The sequence below is a fragment of the Roseibium sp. HPY-6 genome (genome assembly GCF_040530035.1).
Lineage (GTDB): Bacteria > Pseudomonadota > Alphaproteobacteria > Rhizobiales > Stappiaceae > Roseibium.
Map to the genome: position 1 here is coordinate 1796901 of NZ_JBEWCD010000001.1, position 19173 is coordinate 1816073.

A 19173-nucleotide genomic window follows, 5' to 3' on the forward strand; every position below is an offset into this window, starting at 1 on the left:
GGCGTATGCAATTGGCTGGTGATCTTCGTATTCGCGCATGGCAAAGCATGCGGTGTGTCGAGGTATTGCGCCATCCGTCCCACTCCCGTTTGATGAGTTAGTAGGTTTTGCAATCGTGTTCAGTCATGATTTGGGAGAAAGACGGGATGAACACATTCCCCGGATCCGCCAGCGACGAGGTTATTCACTGGTTGATGGTCGAAGGCCCGCGACAGGCATCACCCGCAGCCCTGCTTCACGGCTACTCCCGCAAACTGCGCGAAGCCGGCATCGAGGTCGATCGTTCGACACTCGGCGCACCCATCCTGCATCCGATCGCGCAGTCTTCCTTCGTCTTCTGGGATGTTGCGGGCGGACCTCAACAACGCTGGTTCACCTATACGCCGGATCAGATGGAAATTCTCAAGGCAAGCCCGATCCACAAGATCTATACGCACGGCGAAGCTTCGTCGCTAAGGCTCGATCGGCCGGAACATCGCAGTCTTTATCCCATCGGGGAAGATCTCTGGGCTGAAGGGTACACCCAATACGAAGCCCTTCCTCTTCAGTTTTCCGACGACACTTACAAGGTCCTGACGCTCGCAACGAAGGCAGCCGGCGGTTTCAACGAACAAGATACCGCCCTTGTCGCAGCAACGCTTCCAGCACTGACACTTGTTTTTGAAGGTTTCATTGCGCGCAACACAGCCAAGACGCTTATGGAAACTTATGTCGGTAAACGGGCTGGCCTCAGAGTACTGGACGGCGAAATCGCGCGCGGCGACGGCAGTCACATTGATGCAGTTATCTGGTTCTCGGACCTCCGCGGGTTTACCGGGATCGCGCAGTCACGTAGCGAAGACGCACTATTGATGCTGCTGAACGACTATTTCGGGCAGCTGACGGACGCGATTGAAGAACATTCGGGCGAGGTTCTGAAATTCATCGGCGATGCAATGCTCGCCATCTTTCCGTATCAAAGCGACGTTGGCGACGCCGTCGCGCGGGCCGAGGCCGCAGCTTTGACTGTCACACGTACCAACGATGCGGCACACGACATCGCTTTCGGGATCGGTCTCCACCCCGGAACGGTGTTTTATGGGAACATCGGCGGTGGCAACCGGCTCGACTTCACCGTCATCGGGTCCTCCGTCAATATGGCCAGCCGGGTCGAAGGCCTGTGTTCCACACTTGATGAGACCGTACTGGCAACACGTGACTTTGTTGAGTATTCCTCTTTATCCTGGCGTTCGCTTGGAAACCACCAATTGAAGGGCGTGGTCGAACCTGTCGAAGTCTTTTCGCCAGTTGTTCAAGATTGACCGGACTTTGACCAGCATGCGCACGTCTACCGGTTCGAACAGGTCAGACTTTTAAGCCTCTCCCCGGCATCTCGCCGGTCTCCGTAAAATCGGCCAGCGATTGTTGAAACACCCGTGTCTTCAGGTCAGGAAATCCGTTCCGGCAGCCCGCGTCCGTTGTTCCACCAGCGGTTCGGATTGGCACTATCCGGATTGTAGGCCGCCCTGCTCGCCCAGTCTTCGCGCAGGAATATCACCGGTTCCTCGTAGTGATGGACGTATAGGATCGCATCCATCACCTTCTCCAGGATTTCCAAATCTCGCTCGATGGAAATCTTGAGTTCAACCATCGGATAGGTCTCTGTTGAGCCTGCTTCAAATGCGTCCACATGGGTGGTTGTCGTCGAACCCGGCTCCGGTTGCGCCGTTTCCTTGCCGACGGCGGAGATGCTTGCGTTGCGTTGGTAACGGCCAAACCGCAACGGATAGACCTTTTTGACCTCATCCAGGATCCGGTCGGTATCTTCCGGCAATGTCTGGATTTCCAGTGTCCAGACCGGTACGAAAGTTCCCGAATTCGCCTTGTATTCTTGCAAACTACTCATTGGCGACACTCCAAATCAAACGCCTATGTTCCCACTTTGTTCCTATTCCTTCCGAGGATCAACCATTCCTTCGCCCGCTCCACAGCTGTTGTTCACTTGCTTGGCGTGATTGGACCCTGGGCCCAGCGCTCCAGGACTACCCGTAAATGTATTACCCCACGTGTCTGAGAGAGTGACGCTGATGCGAACCACACCTGGCGTGGGGGTTGACTCTCGTTCAATATAGTCCGATATTTCTGTCATGACAGAAATTACCGACAAAAACGACGCAAGCGCAAAATCTCAGTTCATTCTTTATTGGGGCGATATGGGCAGCCAATGGGGGGTCAACCGCTCCGTCGCCCAGATCCATGCTCTGCTCTACCTGAGCACGAAGCCGCTAAACGCGGAACAAATATCAGAAGAGCTTGGGATTGCACGATCGAACGTTTCCAACTCCTTGAAGGAGCTTGTCGGCTGGCGGCTGATTCAGCGGGTTCCGGTCGCCGGTGACCGGCGGGAACATTTCGTTGCAGAAACGGACGTGTGGGAAATGGCCCTTCTTATCGCGCGGGGTCGCAAGGAGCGGGAGATAGACCCCGCAATCCGCGCAATCGACATGTGCGTTTCGCAGGCCGAGAATGAAAAGAACCTCGATCCCGACGTTCTCAAGCGTATGCATGCCATGCAGGACTTTCTGACAACCGCTGATCGCTGGTCGGCTCAGATGCTGAGCGTTCCAAAATCCAATCTGGCGGCCTTGATGAAAATGGGAAACAAGGTTCTGACCCTTTTGAAGATCGGCGGCAAAACGAAGTAGGTGTAAATTTTTTTGATCGTTAATTTCTCTTTCTACAGAAATAACGGACTTAACTGGAAAGGATGTAAGATGCAGCATGATACCGCTGCCCGGCATTGTGACATCGTTCTCGACACCCGTTTCCGGGACCTTTTGGGCGAAGCTGCATGGAACGCACTCCCGATTTCGGTCCGCAAACGCTTCGGCAAGCGCCTGAGAGGTGGGGCAAGCGTTGTCTATCAGGGTGAAGTTGTCGCGATGCGCCGAACCTTCCCCGGATATGTGCTGTCACAGCTTGCGCGGCTCGTTGGCGGCCCTTTGCCACACGACATGTCCTCTCTTCGGCAACCGGCTGTCGTCACGGTCACCGAGGACTGCGCCGGGGAAGGTCAATTCTGGATCCGCCAGTATGGCCGCGCGACCGGCTTTCCGCAGGTGATCCATAGCTCGAAACGGTTTGCAGGTCCGACCGGAATTGAAGAATACATCGGTTGCGGCATTGGTATGGCGCTTCAGGTCGCTGCCGGACAAGACGCCCTGATCTTCAAGAGCGATCACTATTTTCTGCAGGTCGGTTCGCTGCGCTTCCGGCTGCCATCGTGGCTGAGCCCGGGCAAACTCACCATCACACACCGGGACCTCGGCGATACACGGTTCCTGTTCTCACTCACCCTGACAAGCCGTTTGTTCGGCGAGCTCATCCATCAGGACGCGCTCTTTCATGACATGGAGATTGACCTATGACCGATCCTCTTCTCTGGACTCTGATATCCGTACAGATTGCCATGGGTTTGTTTGACACGCTCGTGCATCACGAAGTCACCGAACGCCTGGCCTGGCGCGCTTCGCAAAAGCTGGAACTGCGCCTGCACGGTATCCGCAACTTCTTTTATGCCGTGATCTTCCTGACATTCGCGTGGACGGAGCCCCGTGGTATATTCACGTTGCTCTTCGCGGCAATCCTGGTACTAGAAGTCATCATCACGCTCTGGGACTTCGTCGAAGAGGATCTCACCCGCAAGCTTCCCTGGACGGAGCGTATCAACCACACTTTGCTGACCTTGAATTATGGAGCCATTCTGGCCCTGCTCGCACCTATTCTTTGGCAATGGTCGTTCCAGCCAAGCGCAATGGTGCCCGTCAGCTATGGCTGGTGGAGTGTCATGGCGAGCATCGCCGCATTTGGTGTTGCCGTGTTTTCGGCACGCGACCTGCTCGCTGCATCCCGCAGTGAAAGGCTCCTGAAGCCTGACGCCGCGGATCTGGTAACGGCACTGCCCCCGCGCCAGCACATTCTCGTCACAGGCGGCACCGGCTTTGTCGGCGTGCGGCTGGTGGAAGCACTTGTCGCGGCAGGCCATTCCGTAACCGTCTTGACGCGAGACCTGCGCAAGGCCGAAGTGCTCTCACATCCGGTCCGCGCGATTTCCGACCTTGGCGACATCCATGCCAAGGACCGAATAGATGCAATCGTCAATCTTGCCGGAGATCCGATTGCGAACGGGCTTTGGACGTCAGGCAAGCGGCAGCGGATTATCCAATCCCGTGTCGCCATGACCAACGCTCTTGAAGAATTGATCGCGCGCCTCGAAACGAAACCGGACTGTCTCGTCAGCGGTTCAGCCATTGGCTGGTACGGCCTTCGCGGCGACGAAGTTCTGACAGAGAGCGCAACATCTTCGCCCGCGTTCACACATGAAGTCTGTGAACAGTGGGAACAGGCAGCCATGCAGATATCGGAGCGCGGTGTTCGCGTGGTTGCTTTGCGCATCGGCCTCGTGCTCGGGGTCGACGGCGGCATGCTGGCCAGGCTCCTGACGCCGTTCGAATTTGGCGGCGGCGCAAAGTTGGGCGATGGCGGGCAGTGGATGTCCTGGATCGAAAGAGACGACCTCGTCCGCGTGATCGCATATGCCATCACGGATGAAGATCTTGAAGGTCCGGTGAACGCCACCGCGCCGGAACCGGTCCGCAACGCGGTCTTTACCAAGGCACTTGCGCACGCTCTGACCCGGCCCGCTTTTCTGCGCATCCCGGCCTGGTTGCTGTCTACGGCCCTTGGAGACATGGCACGTGAAACCATGCTCGCCAGCCAGCGGGTCGTGCCCAAACGGCTTCTCGATCGCGGGTTCTTGTTCCGCCAGCCGGAGTTGGAATCGATGCTGAGGTCAATCACGGGGTCCAGCGCCGGTTCAAGAAGTAAACCGAAGCAGGAAATTGGCGTCGCGCTTCGATAACAAACGGTTCGGCTTAAACGATCAACGCCAAATCCTGATCGCCATTTTGAAGAGCTGGCGGCCCGTTACCGGGACTGCCAGCTCTGCTCATTCGATCACAAGCTTCGGCAACCAGTGGCTCTCCGGATAACCCTCCTCAAGATCAACGTCGCGAATTGGTCTCAAGTCTCCCGCCTCGGGCGGAACGCCAAGCCTATCCATATCCATTTCATGAAGCGTTCCAAGAAGCCGGCCTTCCTCAATATCGAGTTTGTAGTAGACCCCGTTCCAGAGATTGATGCCGTATTCTGTCGCCCCTTTCCAGACGAAGAGGAGATCGTACTCAAGGTCGGTAAGATCCTGATCGGATACTGAACGTCTTATCTCGTATGGATAAGGCACGCGGCACCAATGTTTCTCTGGTCCTTCGACGCATTTGAACGGCCGCATGGAGAGGAAATGATCTGAAAACACATCGTCCTTCCAGACGATCTGATAGGTGACGCTGTCGCCCGCTTGATTGAAAGTGACCGTTGCGACGGCATGGTCTTCACCGCTCTGATCCACCAATTTGACCGTCTTATCACCCTCAAGGGGGCTTGCAGTCGCAGGTTCAGGAAGAAAACCGAAAACCAAAAGCACAATCCAGGCGAAACCTGACCGCATTTTCCCCTCCCCGGAAAATCGACGAGCCCATCCAAATAGAGTCTTTCCAGCCTAACAACGTGACGCTTGCCGCCTAGTGCACTTTAGGCCAGCCCTGAATGTCCGCTGGAAGCCAGGTTTTCCGCAAAAGCACAAGAATCGCATAGTGATTGACAGGAATCGCGCCTCAAACGCAGGACCTGCGGGACCATTTTCACCTCATCACGATCCACCTGGTTTCTGATGGAGACGAAAATGACCTCGACTTCGCACGACGACACGTCAAATCAAGCTGTCCAAAACGCACAAACCCGCACGGTGACCTTCGAAGTTAAAGGGGCACCTCTGTCCGGCACGCTGTACCTGCCGAAGGGTTTTGACGGCAAACCGCGAGCGGTTGTTGTCGTAACCGGGGCGTGGACCGCCGTCGAAGAACAGATGCCTGCAAACTATGCGCGCGAACTGGTCAAGCACGGACTCGCCGCTTTGACCTTCGACTTCCGCGGTTGGGGGAAATCCGGCGATCTGGAAGATGGCGCTCGGTTTGTTGAAAATCCCGCTGCCAAGACCGCAGACATCCGCGCGGCATTTGAATGCGTTGCGGCACTGCCCGAGGTGGATGCGGCGCGCATTTTCGGCCTCGGCATCTGCGCGTCTGCCGGCTACATGGTCGACGCAGTCGCGGGCAATCCGCTTGTATCGCGTATCGCTCTTATCGCTCCCTGGCTCCAGGACAAGGACATCGTCAATGCCGTCTATGGCGGCGATGAGGGCGTCGCAGCGCTGATCGAAACATCTCGTAAAGCCGAGGCAGCGGGCGGCGAAATTATTCCCGCCGCGGGTCCGGTAGGAGCAGACGGCGTATTGATGCCCGTCGGGGGTTACTACTACGAGGCGCAGCGCGGCGCGATCCCGCAATACGACAACAAATGGAACAATGCGGGATGGGAAGGCTGGCTCACCTATTATCCTGCCGACAATCCCGGGCGGCTGGATAAACCCCTTGCTGTCGTGCATTCGCAAAGCGCCGCAATCCCAGAGGGCGCTCGCAAGTTTCTTGAAGGTTACGGCAACGCGGCGAAGACGCTTTGGCTTGAGGATGTCGAACAGTTCGACTTCTACGACGCCCCGGCGAACATCAGCCGCGCAACCGACTTTGTCGCCAGGCACTGCCAGTCGGACTTGGCTTAGAGAGCTTAACCCGGCCGGCACCGATCCAAATCCTTTCCAATCTCCAACTTCATGAGGAAACACGATGTCAGATGACACGATTACATCCCGCCGTGCCCTGCTGACCGGTGGCGTTGCAGCAGCTGCGACACTGGCCTCCACAGCGGCCGCCGCCAACAGCATGAACCCGGCTGCTGCTCCGGGTGCGCTGCGCCCGGACGGTCGCTTCAAGGGCAAGGTGGTCGCAGTCACCGGCGGCAATTCCGGGATCGGAGAAGCAACCGTGCGCGCCTTCGCCATGGAGGGTTCTCAAGTTGTTTTCGGTGCACGCAGAGACGCTCTGGGCCGGCAGGTGGAAGCCGATATACGTGCCGCTGGTGGCGACGTGACCTGGATCCAGACCGACGTTCGGGAACCCGATCAGGTCGAGCGCTTTATCAAGGCAGCGACAGACACGTATGGCCGCCTCGACATTCTGTTCAACAATGCCGGAATTTTCATGACGCCGAACCTCATAGAGGACATCGACGTCGAGAATTTCGAAGACATGATGCGCACGAACACATTCGGTGTGTTCTACGGAATGAAATACGCTATCCCCGTCATGAAGGCGCAAGGCAGCGGCGTCATCATCAACATGGCATCAGTCGCCGCACACCGGGGTTTCCCGAACACGGCCCACTACAATGCCTCCAAACACGCCGTGCTGGGTCTTACCCGGGCAGGTGCCAAACTGGCCGCAGACAATATTCGTGTGGCCTCGATCTCACCGCTTGCCGTCGACACACCCATGCTCAAGGAAAGCTTCGACTATCAGGGCCTGACCTATGAAGGCATGGCCGGGTTCTTCGTCACGCCGCGCATCATGGACGCCCACGAGATGGCGGAAGGTGTGCTCTTCCTGGCCTCGGATGCGGCCACGGCTTTCAACGGCATGGACTTGGATGCGACCGGCGGTCAGCTCGCCTGATAAGCCCGCAAAAGACAAAGGAGAAATTCGATGACCCGCACGCTTATGGCAGCCTTGACAGCAGCGACATTTTTGGGAGGACCGGCAATGGCAGATCAGACAGAAATCTCAAGGTCGATCACCGACATTGCCGCCGGTGCGGACCGGCACGACTGGGAGCGCGTGCGCAGCGCTTTCGCAGAGAATGTAACGAGCGACTATACCAGCTTGTGGGGCGGTGAGCCCGCAACGCAGCCCGCCGACGAACTGGTGGCCGGTTGGGCCGGTTTCCTGCCCGGTTTCGACAGCACGCACCATATGGTGACCAACCATACCGTTGCGTCCATTGACGACGGAAGCGCAGTCGCAGAAGCGGACTTCACCGCAACTCACCGCATTGAGGATGGTCTTTGGACGCTCGGCGGCCGCTACACATATGAGCTTGAGCAAAGCGGTGACCGCTGGGTGGTCACTTCGTTGACGATGACGGCGCTCTGGGAGACCGGAGACCGCGGTCTTGTGGCGAAGGCCGGCGAACGCGCTGCACAAAAGAAATAACACTTACAGGGATCGCAGCCCGTCGAAGGGCGGCGGTCTTTCGTTTCCGGCCTGGCTGTGCTGCTGCTGCACAATCGGAATCACAAAAGTGCTGGACTGACTTCACGCTCCAGCCCACCCTTGAGATGTGTTTGGATCCGCGCTTCTAAGAGGACCTGAAAGCAGCTGGCGTCGCGTTGAATTTTCTTTTGAAATGGAGCGCAAATCGACTGAGATCGCGGTATCCCGCGCGCCAGGCAACCTCAGCCACGCTCAACTGTGTCGTGCGCAGCAGAACGGAAGCAAGATCGAGACGGGCCGCGATAACATATTGCAGTGGCGACAGGCCGACCTCCTTCTTGAAGGCTTTCGAAAAATGCGTGCCGCTCATCGCCGCAAGGTCGGCCATGGTGGCAAGGGTCAGATCAGCACCGAGATTGTCGTGAATATAGTCTAGCACCTTGCGCAGCCGGTGATCCTCAATGCCCGCATGCCAGGGCGGTGCGGGTTTGAGCATCTGAACGACTTGCGCCGCAAGTGCCCGATGCATCGTTTCCCGGTAGAGCGTGCCGCTCTGTGCAAATGTGTCTGCGTTCAGGCACAGATTGACAAGCAGGGGATCGATGTCACCGACGACAGCTTGAAAACCCGCACTATCGTGAAACCCGAATTCTTCCAACAGTCTCTCGTTCAAGGAAACGGTCGCGAATTCCAGGTCATCGTCATACTCGCAGTACCCCTCACTGCCTGCGGGAAGAAGCCAGCCCTGATGTTTCGATAGCGGCCAGTGCTTTGCAATTGAGGAGCCATGTGAAATCCGGTGTGTCGGCTGGTCGTTCAAAAATATCCCGAGCGTCAGCGACGGCAGGGTATACGCCCCACCGCCTGCAGGCAGAACGGATTTTTCCGACACGACATCAGGCATGCCCTGAGTCTAGGTGCTTTTCGGTCAAATTCAATTGCTGATCGCAAGCTCGGTCACCCGGTTTCAGACTTAACGCAAACCCAATTTCTTCAGGAGACGGTCCCGTTTCATCAGCCACCAGCCGGATTCAATCGGCCACAAGGCGTGTCCTTCATCCGTTCCGAGCCGCGCAGCGACATGTAATGGCCAATTCGGATCATCGAGCATCTCCCGGGCGACCGCGACCATGTCTGCCCGGCCGGATGCCACGATCTCCTCGCAATGCTCCGCACCCCACAAGAAGCCGACAGCCATCGTTGCAATATCGGCTTCCTTGCGGACTCTTTCGGCAAAGGGTGTTTGAAAGCCTTCTTCAATCACCATTCGTCGCGGGCGTTCCTTGCCGCCGATACCGCCGCTCGAACAGTCGATCATGTCGACGCCAGCAGCCTTCAGCGCCTTTGCCGTTTCAATAGTATCGTCAATTTCGATGCCGTCCTCGAGCCAGTCCGTTGCGGAAAGCCGGAACGCGAGCGGATAGCCCTCCGGCCAGTTGGCGCGCACGGACCGAGCGACCTCAATCGCGAAGCGCATCCGGTTCTCCGTACTGCCTCCCCAGCGATCGTTTCGTTTGTTGGCAACCGGGGACAGAAACTGATGGACCAGAAATCCATGCGCGGCGTAGATCTCGATGATCTTGAAGCCTGCCTCGCAAGACCGCCGGGCTGCCGACCCGAATGAGTCGATCACCCGCTGAATGTCATCTTCCGACATTTCTTCAGGATCAGGCCAGCCATCGGCATAAGGGATTGCGGAGGGAGCGATCGCCGGCCACGGATGTTCACCGCGCTCTGCAGCGTCCTCTTCATCGACGGGTGTTTCGCCATGCCACGGCCGGCGCTCGGAAGCTTTGCGGCCCGCGTGACCGAGTTGAATGCCGGGCACGGCACCCTCGCGTTCGATAAAGCGGGTTACGGGTGTGAGTTGATCAACTTGCGCATCGTCCCACAGACCCAGATCGCCATGTGTCCTGCGTCCGTCTTTCTCAACGGCGGTCGCCTCAGCATAGACCAGTCCCGCCCCGCCGACCGCAAAGCGGCCGAGATGGACGAGATGCCAGTCGTTGGCGTATCCATCAAGCGCTCGATACTGGCTCATCGGAGAGACAGCGATACGATTCTTGAATGTGATGTCACGAAGTTTGAATTCTGAAAAAAGGGTTGCCAAGTTTGATCCGTCGGTTGGTTGGAATTTGAACAAAGGAGCGAGGCGTCCAATCAGGCCAGCAGGCAGGCACCTCGACCGTTAGCCCAGACTAGAGGTTGTGGCCCGCTTCGGAAATCAAGGCCGCGTGAACACGCATAATTTCGGTTTGAATTTGTGTTCTCCGCTCGACGGAATTTCGTATTTGGCAGGCGCGCTTGGATTTTTTGATCACGTAACGGCAGCTAAATGACAGTTTGATGACAATTCAGAGGTTCCTGCTGTCGCGATTGCTGCTTGCCTCGGCAGGTTCGCGACTTTGATGTCGCAAACAAAATAAGCTCAAAGCCTTTGATTTTACAACACTTTATACACCGATTCACATCTCGAAGGTTGAAATCGAATTCAGTATTTAGCCGGAAAAATTACCCGCGGTAGTGACAACTTTTAAGACCGTCATTAAAGTTAAAAAAAACTCACGTTATACCATGACTCCTCTGTGGTACGGTCCATTCGCCGGACAGACGCGGGCGCGCAATTCCAGGGTCCTGGAAAGTCGTGCGTGTCTGAAAGACGAGGTCCGCCAAATGGTGTCCAGTAACGCAAGAGCCAGCTAATTTTTCGTAGTAGCCAGCAGGGAAGAAACATGAAAGACAACGAGAACCACACGCTTTCTTTCGACGAATTCGACGAAGTGATGAACCCTCGCCCGGAAGAAAACGATTTCGACCGGATTGTTGAATCAGCCCTAAGCCGTCGCGGTTTCATGGGCGGCGTCCTCGCATTCGGCAGCTTCGCAGCGCTCGGCGGAACCGCCGGCATCGCAAAAGCTGCGTCGGACCGTTTCGCCTTTGACCAGATCGGCACATCCATTGCCGACGATGTCATCGTTCCGAGCGGCTACAAGGTTGACGTCATGATGCGGTGGGGCGACCCGATGTGGTCCGACGCACCGGAATTCGACCAGGCAACACGCGGCACCGCTGCAAGCCAAGAGCGCTCTTTTGGTGACAACACCGACGGTATGGACGTGTTCCCGCATGACGGCAAGACGCTTCTGGTCGTGAACAACGAATACACCAACCGCTCCATCATCTCGACAAGCGCCGAAGACGGCCGTCTTGTCGGCGAAGGTGAGATCGCCAAGGGAATGATGGCTCATGGCGTTTCGGTCGTTGAGGTCGCCAAGATCGACGGCAAGTGGCAGATGGTCAAGGACAGCCCTTACAACCGCCGCATCACGCCGAACACCGAAATGGAAATCACCGGTCCGGCTGCCGGCCATGACCTTTTGAAGACCGATGCCGATCCGACCGGCACAAAAACCCTCGGCACCTGGAACAACTGCGGCAACGGCAAGACCCCCTGGGGCACCTACCTTGCCTGCGAAGAAAACTTCAACGGCTACTTCTCGTCCAGTGAAGAGGTCCAAAACGACGATCCCAAGTCGATCACACCAGGCATGAAGCGCTATGGCGTGAACACCGAGGACTGGGGTTACGGCTGGGCCGAAATCGATGAGCGTTTCGATGTCGCGAAACACCCGAACGAGCCGAACCGCGCCGGTTACGTCGTCGAAATCGACCCGACGGACCCGAACTCGACACCCAAGAAGCGCACGGCTCTTGGTCGTTTCAAGCACGAAAACGCGGAAGCGGTCGTGAACAACGATGGTCGCGTCGTTGTCTACATGGGCGATGATGAGCGCGGCGAATTCGTCTACCGATACGTTTCCAACGGCGTTTATGCTCCGGGCGCACCGACGGATGAATTGCTGAGCGACGGCGTCCTCTATGTCGCCAAGTTCAGCGACAACGGGACCGGCGCATGGGTCGCACTCACGCCGGAAACAACGGGCATGGATCACGCAGAGATCCACATTCACAGCCGCCAGGCTGGGTCCGCAGTTGGCGCCACCACGATGGACCGTCCGGAGTGGATTGCAGCCAATCCGAAGGCGCCCGAGATTTACTGCTGCCTGACGAACAACAAGAACCGTGGCGTCAAGCCGAATGCCGGTGGTGACGACACTTCCGTCAACGGCCCGAATCCGCGCGAGAAGAACAACTACGGCCAGATCGTGCGCTGGCGTCCTGACGGCGGCGACCACACGGCTCCGGGCTTCACCTGGGACCTCTATGTGCTCGCCGGCAACCCGACGGTGCATTCTGACGCCTATGGCGGGTCTTCGAACGTCAATTCCGACAACATGTTCAACTCACCGGATGGTCTGAAATTCGACTCCAACGGACTTGTCTGGATCCAGACGGACGGGAACTACAAGAACGAAGGCGACTTCGCAGGTCAGGGCAACAACCAGATGCTCGCGGGCGATCCGGTCACCGGTGAAATCCGTCGCTTCATGGTTGGCCCGAACGAGTGCGAAATCACCGGCCTGACCTGGAGCCCGGACCGCCGGACCATGTTCGTCGGCATCCAGCACCCGGGCGAGCGTGGCAACAGCCACTGGCCGGAAGGTGGTGATTCCGTGCCGCGGTCTGCCATCATTGCAGTTACGCGTGAAGATGGTGGCCTCGTCGGCTAACCATTCCGGTTCGCGAAACAAACGATCGGCCGGTTCTCTACCGGCCGATTTTTTGATCCTCGGGCAAGGACCTCATTGTGTGAAATGTCGCTGAAACCGCAACAACCAGTGTTGCCGCGTCAGCAACAAAAAGGGCTTTTGTGCAGCGCGGTGTTTACATAGGTCAGTTGGCTCACGCCCCACTTTGAACAGCTCATCGCGACTATCAAATCTTGCTTCTGTCGTACCAGACCGCCTCGATATTGTGTCCGTCCGGATCGAAAACAAACGCTGCGAAATATCCTGGCCAATATTGAGCTCGATAGCCCGGCCCGCCATTGTCGCGTGCGCCTTCTGCCAGTGCGATCGCGAAAAACGCCTCGACCTCTTCCCGGCTTTTGGCTTCGAAAGCGATATGGGTCGGCGCAACCGGTTCGGTCACCAGCCATAGATCCGTGTTCTTGCCGTCGAAGAACCCCGCCGCATCGTCGAGCTCCATGCTGATCGAATAGCCAAGCGTTGCAAGAACCTTCGCGTAAAACGCCTTTGACCTGGTGAGGTCGCTGACATGCAAATGTGTATGAGCAATCAATCCCGGACCTCTCCAATACCCATGAGCGGAAGCCTCACATTCGGGTCAGATTGCACGTTTCCACCTGAACACGCAAAGACTGATCGAACACAGGACTAAAGAGCCAAGACGTTCCTATCAAAGCGGATATCCTAGGTAACAGCCGGCCACGTCTTCGCCACCATCGTCAGCACGTCGTATTGCGCAACGACCTCGTCGTTCTGATTGGTCACCTGGCAATCCCAGCGTACTTCGCCGTGCTCGGCATTCTCTCGCGGATTGATTTCCTTGCAAGTCAGCCGCACCTTCAGACTGTCACCGAAATAAACAGGGGTCAGGAACCTCAGGTTGTCGACACCATAGTTCGCCAGAACAGGGCCTGGATCTGGGTCGACAAACAGCCCGGCGGCAAAGGACGCGATCAAATATCCATGTGCGACCCGGTCATCGAAAAACGGGTTGGCCTTTGCCGCTTCGCTGTCCATGTGAGCGTAAAACGTATCGCCGGTAAACTCCGCAAAGTGCTCCACGTCCTCCTGCGTAACCTCGCGCGCCCCGGTGACGATCTGATCTCCGATCTTCAACTCGGCGAGGGATTTGCGGAACGGATGCACATCCGCCCTGACAGGCGCGCCATCCAGCCATTGGCCGGTGACAGCTGAGAGCAATTCGGGCGTCCCCTGCACTGCTGTGCGCTGCATGAAATGTTTCACGCCCCGCATCCCGCCCATCTCCTCGCCGCCGCCAGCGCGCCCGGGACCACCATGAACAAGCGGCGCCAAGGGCGATCCATGACCTGTTGAACTCTTGGCCGACCGGCGATTGCCGATCAGAACGCGCCCGTGGAACGGGGCAAGCCCGGTGACGATTTCTCGTGCGATCGCGCCGTCATTGGTAAAGAGCGAGGACACCAGTGAACCCCGTCCCTTTTGCGCAAGCGTGACCGCTTCGTCGTTGTCCTCATAGGCCATGACGGTTGCAACCGGACCGAAAGCTTCGACCGAGTGAACGGCTTCGGCAATAACCGGATTGCCACAGCGCAACAGGACAGGGGCCATGAAGGCGCCGCTTTCCGTGTCACCCGAAACAAGGTCGACCTCATTCAGCGAACCGGAAACGATCTCCGCTTCCCCGGCCAGCACGCCAACCTTCGATTTGACGTCATCGCGGTCCTTCAGGGAAACCAGAGCCCCCATGCGTGCCCGCTCGTCGTCCGGCAAGCCGACGGGTGTCCCTTCAAGTCGCCGGGCGAGTGCTTCCACGACGGCGCCCTCGTGCATTTTGGGCACGATCACCCGGCGGATTGCCGTGCATTTCTGACCTGCCTTGACCGTTATTTCGCGGGCGGCTTCCTTCACGAACAGATCGAATTCTTCCGTTCCCGGCCCGGCGTCGATACCAAGGATAGACGCATTGAGACTGTCCGCTTCCATGGTGAAGCGAACGGAATGCTGCAGGATCGCCTGTCCCGACTTCAGCTTCTGGCCCGTTGAAGCAGAACCGGTGAAGGTAACGACATCCTGCTCGATGACGTGGTCCAGCAAATCACGCGCCGATCCTGTCACGATCTGCAGCGCTCCATCGGGCAACAGCCCGGTCTCCAGGATCCGGCGCACCACCAGCTCGGTCAGATAGGCCGTCTGGGACGCCGGTTTGACAATGCATGGCATTCCGGCGATCAGCGAAGGCGCGATCTTTTCCAGCATGCCCCAGACAGGGAAGTTGAACGCATTGATGTGAATAGCGACACCGCGCAGTGGCGTCAGGATATGTTGGGCCGCGAAGGTATTGTCGCGGGAAAGCGGTTCAACCGGCCCTTCGGTCAGCACCTTGGTGTTGGGCAACTCACGCCGGGCCTTCGAAGCAAATGTCAGGAGGGTTCCGATGCCGCCCTCGATATCGATCCAACCGTCCTTGCGTGTCGCACCGGTCGCAAAGTTTTCCAGATAGAAGTCTTCCTTTTGCTCCATGAGTTTCAGGCCGACAGCCTTCAGCATCAGCGCCCGCTCGTGGATCGTCATCGCCCTGAGCGCCGGGCCACCCGCTGCGCGGCCCCACTCGAGCGCAGCCCGGAAATCGAGCCCTTCCGTTCCGATCAGCGCATGGATCTGACCGGTCGCTGCATTCAGCACCGGTTTGCCATCGCCCTCACCGCTTCGCCAAGCGCCTTCGACATAGCTTTCCAGCCGCCGTGCGGTGTTGCCCGTCCCGTTCATGGATCGTCCTTTCGTGAATTTCGGTCCAAAGGGCCTGCTCAGCGGAGCTTCAGCTCTTTGAGGTGCGCATCCGCATCAGCTTTCCACGCTGCGCGCATCGTTTCATTGTCTGTGTGGCGGAGACCCATCTTCTTGAGCCGCTCGAAGCGGCCGGAGTGCGCCGCCCCGAACGTCTCGGCAACGCGCGGCATCCAGTAGTCGACGGAAGCCTGCACCTCTGCCCGGCGTGTTGCATCTTTCAGCAGATCCTCGAGCCCCTCCAGACCAAGCTCCATGTGACGTTTTTCGCGCGGTAGAATCTCGCGAAACACCTCGCCAAGCGGCTGATACGAAGTCCGGATCTGTTCCTGAAGCTGATGCACGGTTGCCATGCCCATCAAAGTGTTCATGACCACGGCATCGGTCCAGCTCTGAAGCGGATAGTGGAACACTGAGAGCCGCATATCGCCGCCCTGGCGTTTTGGGTCGAGATTTGCATCGCGCGGCTGGCGCGACGACCAGGAATGGGCGTGGTTATAAAGGGCCTTGTCCGTGCCAAAATCGCTCATCAGGTCGAGAACCCGCTCTGCATGGTCCACCTTTTCAAGCGTGATCCGGCTTGCGGCGATGCGTTCCTTGAGGCCCGGCGCCCAATTGATCGCATCGGCAAACCCCGCCGAGCCGGCAAGTTCGCTGTCGACGAAAGAGGACATGAGCCGCAGCAATTCGGCCCGATAGCGCGGCGGAACGTTTCCAGGTGACGTCAGCTTCCCGCCCTTTTCCAGGTACTCGGAGAGCGGCATGGTGTCGTGGTCCAGAAGGCTTGCGTCACTCGTCATAGCTGATCACCACCTTGTCCGAAACGGGGAGACACTGGCAGGAAAGGACATAACCGGCCCGCACTTCATAGTCTTCAAGTGCATGGTTCGTTTCCATCTCCACTTCGCCTTCGATGACCTTGGCGCGGCAGGTCGAGCAGACACCTGCCTTGCAGGAAAACGGCGCATCCATGGAGTTTTCTATCGCGGCTTCGAGAACCGACCTGCCGTCCTTCTCCATCTGAAAACTGCGTGTCGTTCCATCGAGCATAACCGACACTTCGCAAGTACCCGCAGCAGCCGCCGCCGCCTCGGACTTTGCCCTGGCCTTGGCCCGGCCGGGCTGTGAGGAGGCAAACAGCTCGAACCGGATTTGCTCGTCCGACAGGCCATGCGCACGCAGACTGTCTGCGATCGTCAGCATCATGGGTTCCGGGCCGCAGATGAAGGCGGTGTCGACCTCGTCCGCATCGATCCAGAGACGGAACAGCATCTCCATCTTTTCGGCGTCTATCCGGCCGGTAAAGAGATCGATTTCCTGCGCTTCCGTTTCCAGAATATGGATCAGCGAGAACCGCCCGAGATACCGGTTCTTGAGGTCTTCGAGTTCTTCTCGAAACATGATCGAGCTGGTTTGACGATTGGCATAGATCAGCGTGAATGTGCTCTCAGGCTCCCGCGCAAGCACCGTTTTGATGATTGAAAGAACCGGCGTAATTCCCGAGCCGCCGGCAAAACCGAGATAGGATTTGGCATTGGCGGGATCCAACTCGGTGAAAAACCGCCCCATCGGTTTCATGACATCAAGCCGGTCACCAACCTTCAGCTGCTCGTTCGCAAAGGTCGAGAACGCCCCACCCTCGACACGCTTGATGCCAACCCTCAGGCAGCCTTCGTCCAGCCCGGCGCAAATGGAGTAGGACCGGCGCAATTCTTCGCCGTCGAAATCCCTGCGGAAAGTCAGATACTGGCCCTGAATGAACGTGAACGCGTCGGCATCCGCCTCCTCGGGTTTGAGCGTCACCACCACGGCGTCGCGCGTGTCGCGCCGGATATCGGTCACTTCGAGCGAATGGAATCGTGCCATGACCAGGCCGTCCTCTTGAGAGTTAGATACATTTGAAATAGTCGAACGGTTCTAGACAGTCCCTGCAACGCCATGCGGCCTTGCAAGGGGTTGATCCGAACTGGCTGATCCGTTCCGTATTTGCCGAATTGCAGCGTGGACAGGCGACCACCAGATTGGTTTCTCCTGCTAGCCGCGCCGCCTTTGCGCTCATGCCATCCGACGCCGTCCCGTCAATCGGTGGCGCGATGCCGAAGGATCTCAGCTTGTCACGCGCTTCCGCCGTCACCCAGTCTGTCGTCCAGGGCGGAGAAAGCCTACGCTCAAGGCGCAGATTTTCCACGCCCATTTCCCGCAGCTTGTCCTCGATCATCAGATCGATCACGGCCGTTGCCGGGCAGCCCGAATAGGTGGGCGTCACAGCAACAACAAGCGTATCGCCATCATAACGGACCTCTCGGACAATACCGAGTTCGGTAACGGAAACGACCGGGATTTCCGGGTCGGGAACCTCGGCGAGCCACGTCCAGACGTCCTCGGTGGTCGGTTGAAGCGCAGTGTTCATCTCGCAGCTCCCTACCAGGTTGCGCCGGGATAAGCCCGCTGAAGGAACTGCATTTCAGCGAGCAGAAACCCGAGATGCTCGGTGTGCCGGCCCTGCTTACCGCCAAGATGGGTGTAGCCACCCGTATCGGGGATCTTTAACGTGGCTTCGTCCAGGACATCATGAACACGTTCGTTCCATTTTTCGCGCAAGCTTGTCAGGTCCGGCGCGATTCCGGCCTCTTGCAGTACGCTGTCGACCTCGTCGCCGGCAAACAGCTCTCCGGCGTAAGGCCACAACAATTCGAGCGCTGCCTGCATCCGGTCGTGACTTTCGGCAGTGCCATCGCCCAGGCGGACGGCAATGTCGGACGCACGATCCAGATGGTAGCTGACTTCCTTGAGCGCCTTGGCCGCAATCTCCGAGACCCGTGGGCTTTTTGAGTTTTCGGCCAGCCAGGAAAGCAGCAGGTGGTGATAAGCGTCGAACAGAAACTCGCGCATGATCGTGACGGCCATATCGCCCCGTGGCAGCTCGACGAGCAGCACATTGCGGAATTTCATCGCATCGCGCAGATACGCAAGATCGTCCGCTGAGCGCTCTTTGCCCTCCACCTCGCCTGCCAGTCCGAGCCACATCTGCGTGTGGCCGATCAGGTCGAGCGCGGTATTGGCAAGGGCAATATCCTCTTCAAGGACAGGTCCGTGCCCGCACCATTCCGACGTGCGGTGCCCGAGAATGAGCGCATTGTCGCCCATCCGGCACAGCCATTCGAAGAACGCCGGACGAAGTGCCTCATCTGCGACGAACGGGTCTACGACCTCGGCATCGGCAAATGTCGTTTCCGCTGCCATCACATTTTCCCCACGTCTTCGGGTATGTCGAAAAAGGTCGGGTGGCGGTAGGTCTTGCTCTCGGCGGGATCGAACAACGGGCCCTTTTCAGACGGGCTTGAGGCTGTGATGTCCTTTGACGGCACCACCCAGATCGAAACACCCTCGCGGCGGCGGGTATAGACGTCGCGCGCATGGTTGATCGCCATTTCCGCATCCGGCGCATGAAGGCTGCCGACGTGGCGATGGTTCAGCCCATGCTGACCCCGGATGAAGACTTCCCAGAGCGGCCATTCTTTTTTGGACATGGCTGGTTCTCCCTCTTTGTCAGGCGG

General features: G+C 57.9%; 19 protein-coding genes. 8 read left to right on the forward strand and 11 right to left on the reverse strand.

Annotated elements, in window-relative coordinates:
• The first annotated feature begins 146 nt into the window (after nucleotides 1–146).
• Nucleotides 147–1301, forward strand: coding sequence for an adenylate/guanylate cyclase domain-containing protein (locus ABVF61_RS08400; protein ID WP_353993062.1), 1155 nt, complete (start codon nucleotides 147–149; stop codon nucleotides 1299–1301).
• A gap of 125 nt (nucleotides 1302–1426) precedes the next feature.
• Here ABVF61_RS08400 and ABVF61_RS08405 read toward each other — a convergent pair whose 3' ends face one another.
• Nucleotides 1427–1885 carry a hypothetical protein gene (locus ABVF61_RS08405; protein ID WP_353993063.1) on the reverse strand — a complete coding sequence of 153 codons (459 nt, stop codon included), beginning with the start codon at nucleotides 1883–1885 and terminating at the stop codon, nucleotides 1427–1429.
• A gap of 241 nt (nucleotides 1886–2126) precedes the next feature.
• Here ABVF61_RS08405 and ABVF61_RS08410 point away from each other — a divergent pair, with 241 nt between their 5' ends.
• The 3 genes from ABVF61_RS08410 (at nucleotide 2127) to ABVF61_RS08420 (ending at nucleotide 4900) form a co-directional block, all read left to right on the forward strand.
• Nucleotides 2127–2684: a GbsR/MarR family transcriptional regulator gene (locus tag ABVF61_RS08410; protein ID WP_353993064.1), complete on the forward strand. Its 558-nt coding sequence runs from the start codon at nucleotides 2127–2129 to the stop codon at nucleotides 2682–2684.
• A gap of 69 nt (nucleotides 2685–2753) precedes the next feature.
• Nucleotides 2754–3407 (forward strand): DUF4166 domain-containing protein, encoded by a 654-nt coding sequence (locus ABVF61_RS08415; protein ID WP_353993065.1) that lies wholly within the window; start codon nucleotides 2754–2756, stop codon nucleotides 3405–3407.
• Nucleotides 3404–4900, forward strand: a complete 1497-nt coding sequence (locus ABVF61_RS08420; RefSeq protein WP_353993066.1) for a TIGR01777 family oxidoreductase — start codon at nucleotides 3404–3406, stop codon at nucleotides 4898–4900. Before ABVF61_RS08415 ends, ABVF61_RS08420 begins: the two co-directional genes overlap by 4 nt.
• A gap of 87 nt (nucleotides 4901–4987) precedes the next feature.
• Here ABVF61_RS08420 and ABVF61_RS08425 read toward each other — a convergent pair whose 3' ends face one another.
• Entirely contained in the window at nucleotides 4988–5545 is a 558-nt protein-coding gene (locus ABVF61_RS08425; protein WP_353993067.1) for a hypothetical protein, read from the reverse strand.
• Between the two features lie 234 nt (nucleotides 5546–5779).
• Between ABVF61_RS08425 and ABVF61_RS08430 the strand changes: the two genes are divergently transcribed.
• From ABVF61_RS08430 to ABVF61_RS08440, 3 genes are all read left to right on the forward strand, one after another.
• Nucleotides 5780–6715 carry an alpha/beta hydrolase gene (locus ABVF61_RS08430; protein ID WP_353993068.1) on the forward strand — a complete coding sequence of 312 codons (936 nt, stop codon included), beginning with the start codon at nucleotides 5780–5782 and terminating at the stop codon, nucleotides 6713–6715.
• Nucleotides 6716–6779: 64 nt separating this feature from the next.
• A complete protein-coding gene (locus tag ABVF61_RS08435) occupies nucleotides 6780–7664 on the forward strand; it encodes an SDR family NAD(P)-dependent oxidoreductase (protein WP_353993069.1) in 885 nt (294 codons plus the stop codon).
• Between the two features lie 30 nt (nucleotides 7665–7694).
• Nucleotides 7695–8201 carry a nuclear transport factor 2 family protein gene (locus ABVF61_RS08440; protein WP_353993070.1) on the forward strand — a complete coding sequence of 169 codons (507 nt, stop codon included), beginning with the start codon at nucleotides 7695–7697 and terminating at the stop codon, nucleotides 8199–8201.
• Between the two features lie 145 nt (nucleotides 8202–8346).
• On the opposite strand, the gene ABVF61_RS08445 is transcribed toward ABVF61_RS08440, so the two are convergent.
• Nucleotides 8347–9105, reverse strand: coding sequence for an AraC family transcriptional regulator (locus tag ABVF61_RS08445; RefSeq protein WP_353993071.1), 759 nt, complete (start codon nucleotides 9103–9105; stop codon nucleotides 8347–8349).
• A 69-nt stretch (nucleotides 9106–9174) separates the two neighbouring features.
• Nucleotides 9175–10311: an NADH:flavin oxidoreductase/NADH oxidase gene (locus ABVF61_RS08450; protein WP_353993072.1), complete on the reverse strand. Its 1137-nt coding sequence runs from the start codon at nucleotides 10309–10311 to the stop codon at nucleotides 9175–9177.
• Nucleotides 10312–10933: 622 nt separating this feature from the next.
• Here ABVF61_RS08450 and ABVF61_RS08455 point away from each other — a divergent pair.
• On the forward strand, nucleotides 10934–12832 hold the full coding sequence (locus ABVF61_RS08455) for a PhoX family protein (RefSeq protein WP_353993073.1): 1899 nt from the start codon (nucleotides 10934–10936) through the stop codon (nucleotides 12830–12832).
• A 205-nt stretch (nucleotides 12833–13037) separates the two neighbouring features.
• On the opposite strand, the gene ABVF61_RS08460 is transcribed toward ABVF61_RS08455, so the two are convergent.
• The 7 genes from ABVF61_RS08460 to paaB form a co-directional block, all read right to left on the reverse strand.
• Nucleotides 13038–13403 carry a VOC family protein gene (locus ABVF61_RS08460; protein WP_353993074.1) on the reverse strand — a complete coding sequence of 122 codons (366 nt, stop codon included), beginning with the start codon at nucleotides 13401–13403 and terminating at the stop codon, nucleotides 13038–13040.
• Nucleotides 13404–13534: 131 nt separating this feature from the next.
• Nucleotides 13535–15598, reverse strand: a complete 2064-nt coding sequence (paaZ, locus tag ABVF61_RS08465) for a phenylacetic acid degradation bifunctional protein PaaZ (RefSeq protein ID WP_353993075.1) — start codon at nucleotides 15596–15598, stop codon at nucleotides 13535–13537.
• Nucleotides 15599–15636: 38 nt separating this feature from the next.
• Entirely contained in the window at nucleotides 15637–16416 is a 780-nt protein-coding gene (locus tag ABVF61_RS08470) for a Phenylacetic acid catabolic protein (protein WP_353993076.1), read from the reverse strand.
• Complete coding sequence (gene paaE / locus ABVF61_RS08475; RefSeq protein ID WP_353993077.1) at nucleotides 16406–17482, reverse strand: 1,2-phenylacetyl-CoA epoxidase subunit PaaE; 1077 nt, start codon at nucleotides 17480–17482, stop codon at nucleotides 16406–16408. The genes ABVF61_RS08470 and paaE overlap by 11 nt, the downstream gene beginning before the upstream one ends.
• A gap of 22 nt (nucleotides 17483–17504) precedes the next feature.
• A complete protein-coding gene (paaD, locus tag ABVF61_RS08480) occupies nucleotides 17505–18026 on the reverse strand; it encodes a 1,2-phenylacetyl-CoA epoxidase subunit PaaD (protein WP_353993078.1) in 522 nt (173 codons plus the stop codon).
• An 11-nt stretch (nucleotides 18027–18037) separates the two neighbouring features.
• Nucleotides 18038–18859: a 1,2-phenylacetyl-CoA epoxidase subunit PaaC gene (paaC, locus tag ABVF61_RS08485; RefSeq protein WP_353993079.1), complete on the reverse strand. Its 822-nt coding sequence runs from the start codon at nucleotides 18857–18859 to the stop codon at nucleotides 18038–18040.
• Nucleotides 18859–19146, reverse strand: coding sequence for a 1,2-phenylacetyl-CoA epoxidase subunit PaaB (gene paaB, locus ABVF61_RS08490; protein WP_353993080.1), 288 nt, complete (start codon nucleotides 19144–19146; stop codon nucleotides 18859–18861). The genes paaC and paaB overlap by 1 nt, the downstream gene beginning before the upstream one ends.
• Nucleotides 19147–19173: the final 27 nt, after the last annotated feature.

What these genes read in the sequence shown, in the direction of transcription:
- ABVF61_RS08410 (WP_353993064.1), top strand. Translation starts at nt 2,127, where the DNA reads ATGACAGAAATTACCGACAAAAACGACGCAAGCGCAAAATCTCAGTTC.
- ABVF61_RS08425 (WP_353993067.1), bottom strand. Translation starts at nt 5,545, where the DNA reads ATGCGGTCAGGTTTCGCCTGGATTGTGCTTTTGGTTTTCGGTTTTCTT.
- ABVF61_RS08415 (WP_353993065.1), top strand. Translation starts at nt 2,754, where the DNA reads ATGCAGCATGATACCGCTGCCCGGCATTGTGACATCGTTCTCGACACC.
- ABVF61_RS08445 (WP_353993071.1), bottom strand. Translation starts at nt 9,105, where the DNA reads ATGCCTGATGTCGTGTCGGAAAAATCCGTTCTGCCTGCAGGCGGTGGG.
- paaB (WP_353993080.1), bottom strand. Translation starts at nt 19,146, where the DNA reads ATGTCCAAAAAAGAATGGCCGCTCTGGGAAGTCTTCATCCGGGGTCAG.
- paaE (WP_353993077.1), bottom strand. Translation starts at nt 17,482, where the DNA reads ATGGCACGATTCCATTCGCTCGAAGTGACCGATATCCGGCGCGACACG.
- ABVF61_RS08435 (WP_353993069.1), top strand. Translation starts at nt 6,780, where the DNA reads ATGTCAGATGACACGATTACATCCCGCCGTGCCCTGCTGACCGGTGGC.
- ABVF61_RS08470 (WP_353993076.1), bottom strand. Translation starts at nt 16,416, where the DNA reads ATGACGAGTGACGCAAGCCTTCTGGACCACGACACCATGCCGCTCTCC.
- ABVF61_RS08440 (WP_353993070.1), top strand. Translation starts at nt 7,695, where the DNA reads ATGACCCGCACGCTTATGGCAGCCTTGACAGCAGCGACATTTTTGGGA.
- ABVF61_RS08455 (WP_353993073.1), top strand. Translation starts at nt 10,934, where the DNA reads ATGAAAGACAACGAGAACCACACGCTTTCTTTCGACGAATTCGACGAA.
- ABVF61_RS08400 (WP_353993062.1), top strand. Translation starts at nt 147, where the DNA reads ATGAACACATTCCCCGGATCCGCCAGCGACGAGGTTATTCACTGGTTG.
- ABVF61_RS08430 (WP_353993068.1), top strand. Translation starts at nt 5,780, where the DNA reads ATGACCTCGACTTCGCACGACGACACGTCAAATCAAGCTGTCCAAAAC.
- paaZ (WP_353993075.1), bottom strand. Translation starts at nt 15,598, where the DNA reads ATGAACGGGACGGGCAACACCGCACGGCGGCTGGAAAGCTATGTCGAA.
- ABVF61_RS08420 (WP_353993066.1), top strand. Translation starts at nt 3,404, where the DNA reads ATGACCGATCCTCTTCTCTGGACTCTGATATCCGTACAGATTGCCATG.
- ABVF61_RS08405 (WP_353993063.1), bottom strand. Translation starts at nt 1,885, where the DNA reads ATGAGTAGTTTGCAAGAATACAAGGCGAATTCGGGAACTTTCGTACCG.
- paaC (WP_353993079.1), bottom strand. Translation starts at nt 18,859, where the DNA reads ATGGCAGCGGAAACGACATTTGCCGATGCCGAGGTCGTAGACCCGTTC.
- paaD (WP_353993078.1), bottom strand. Translation starts at nt 18,026, where the DNA reads ATGAACACTGCGCTTCAACCGACCACCGAGGACGTCTGGACGTGGCTC.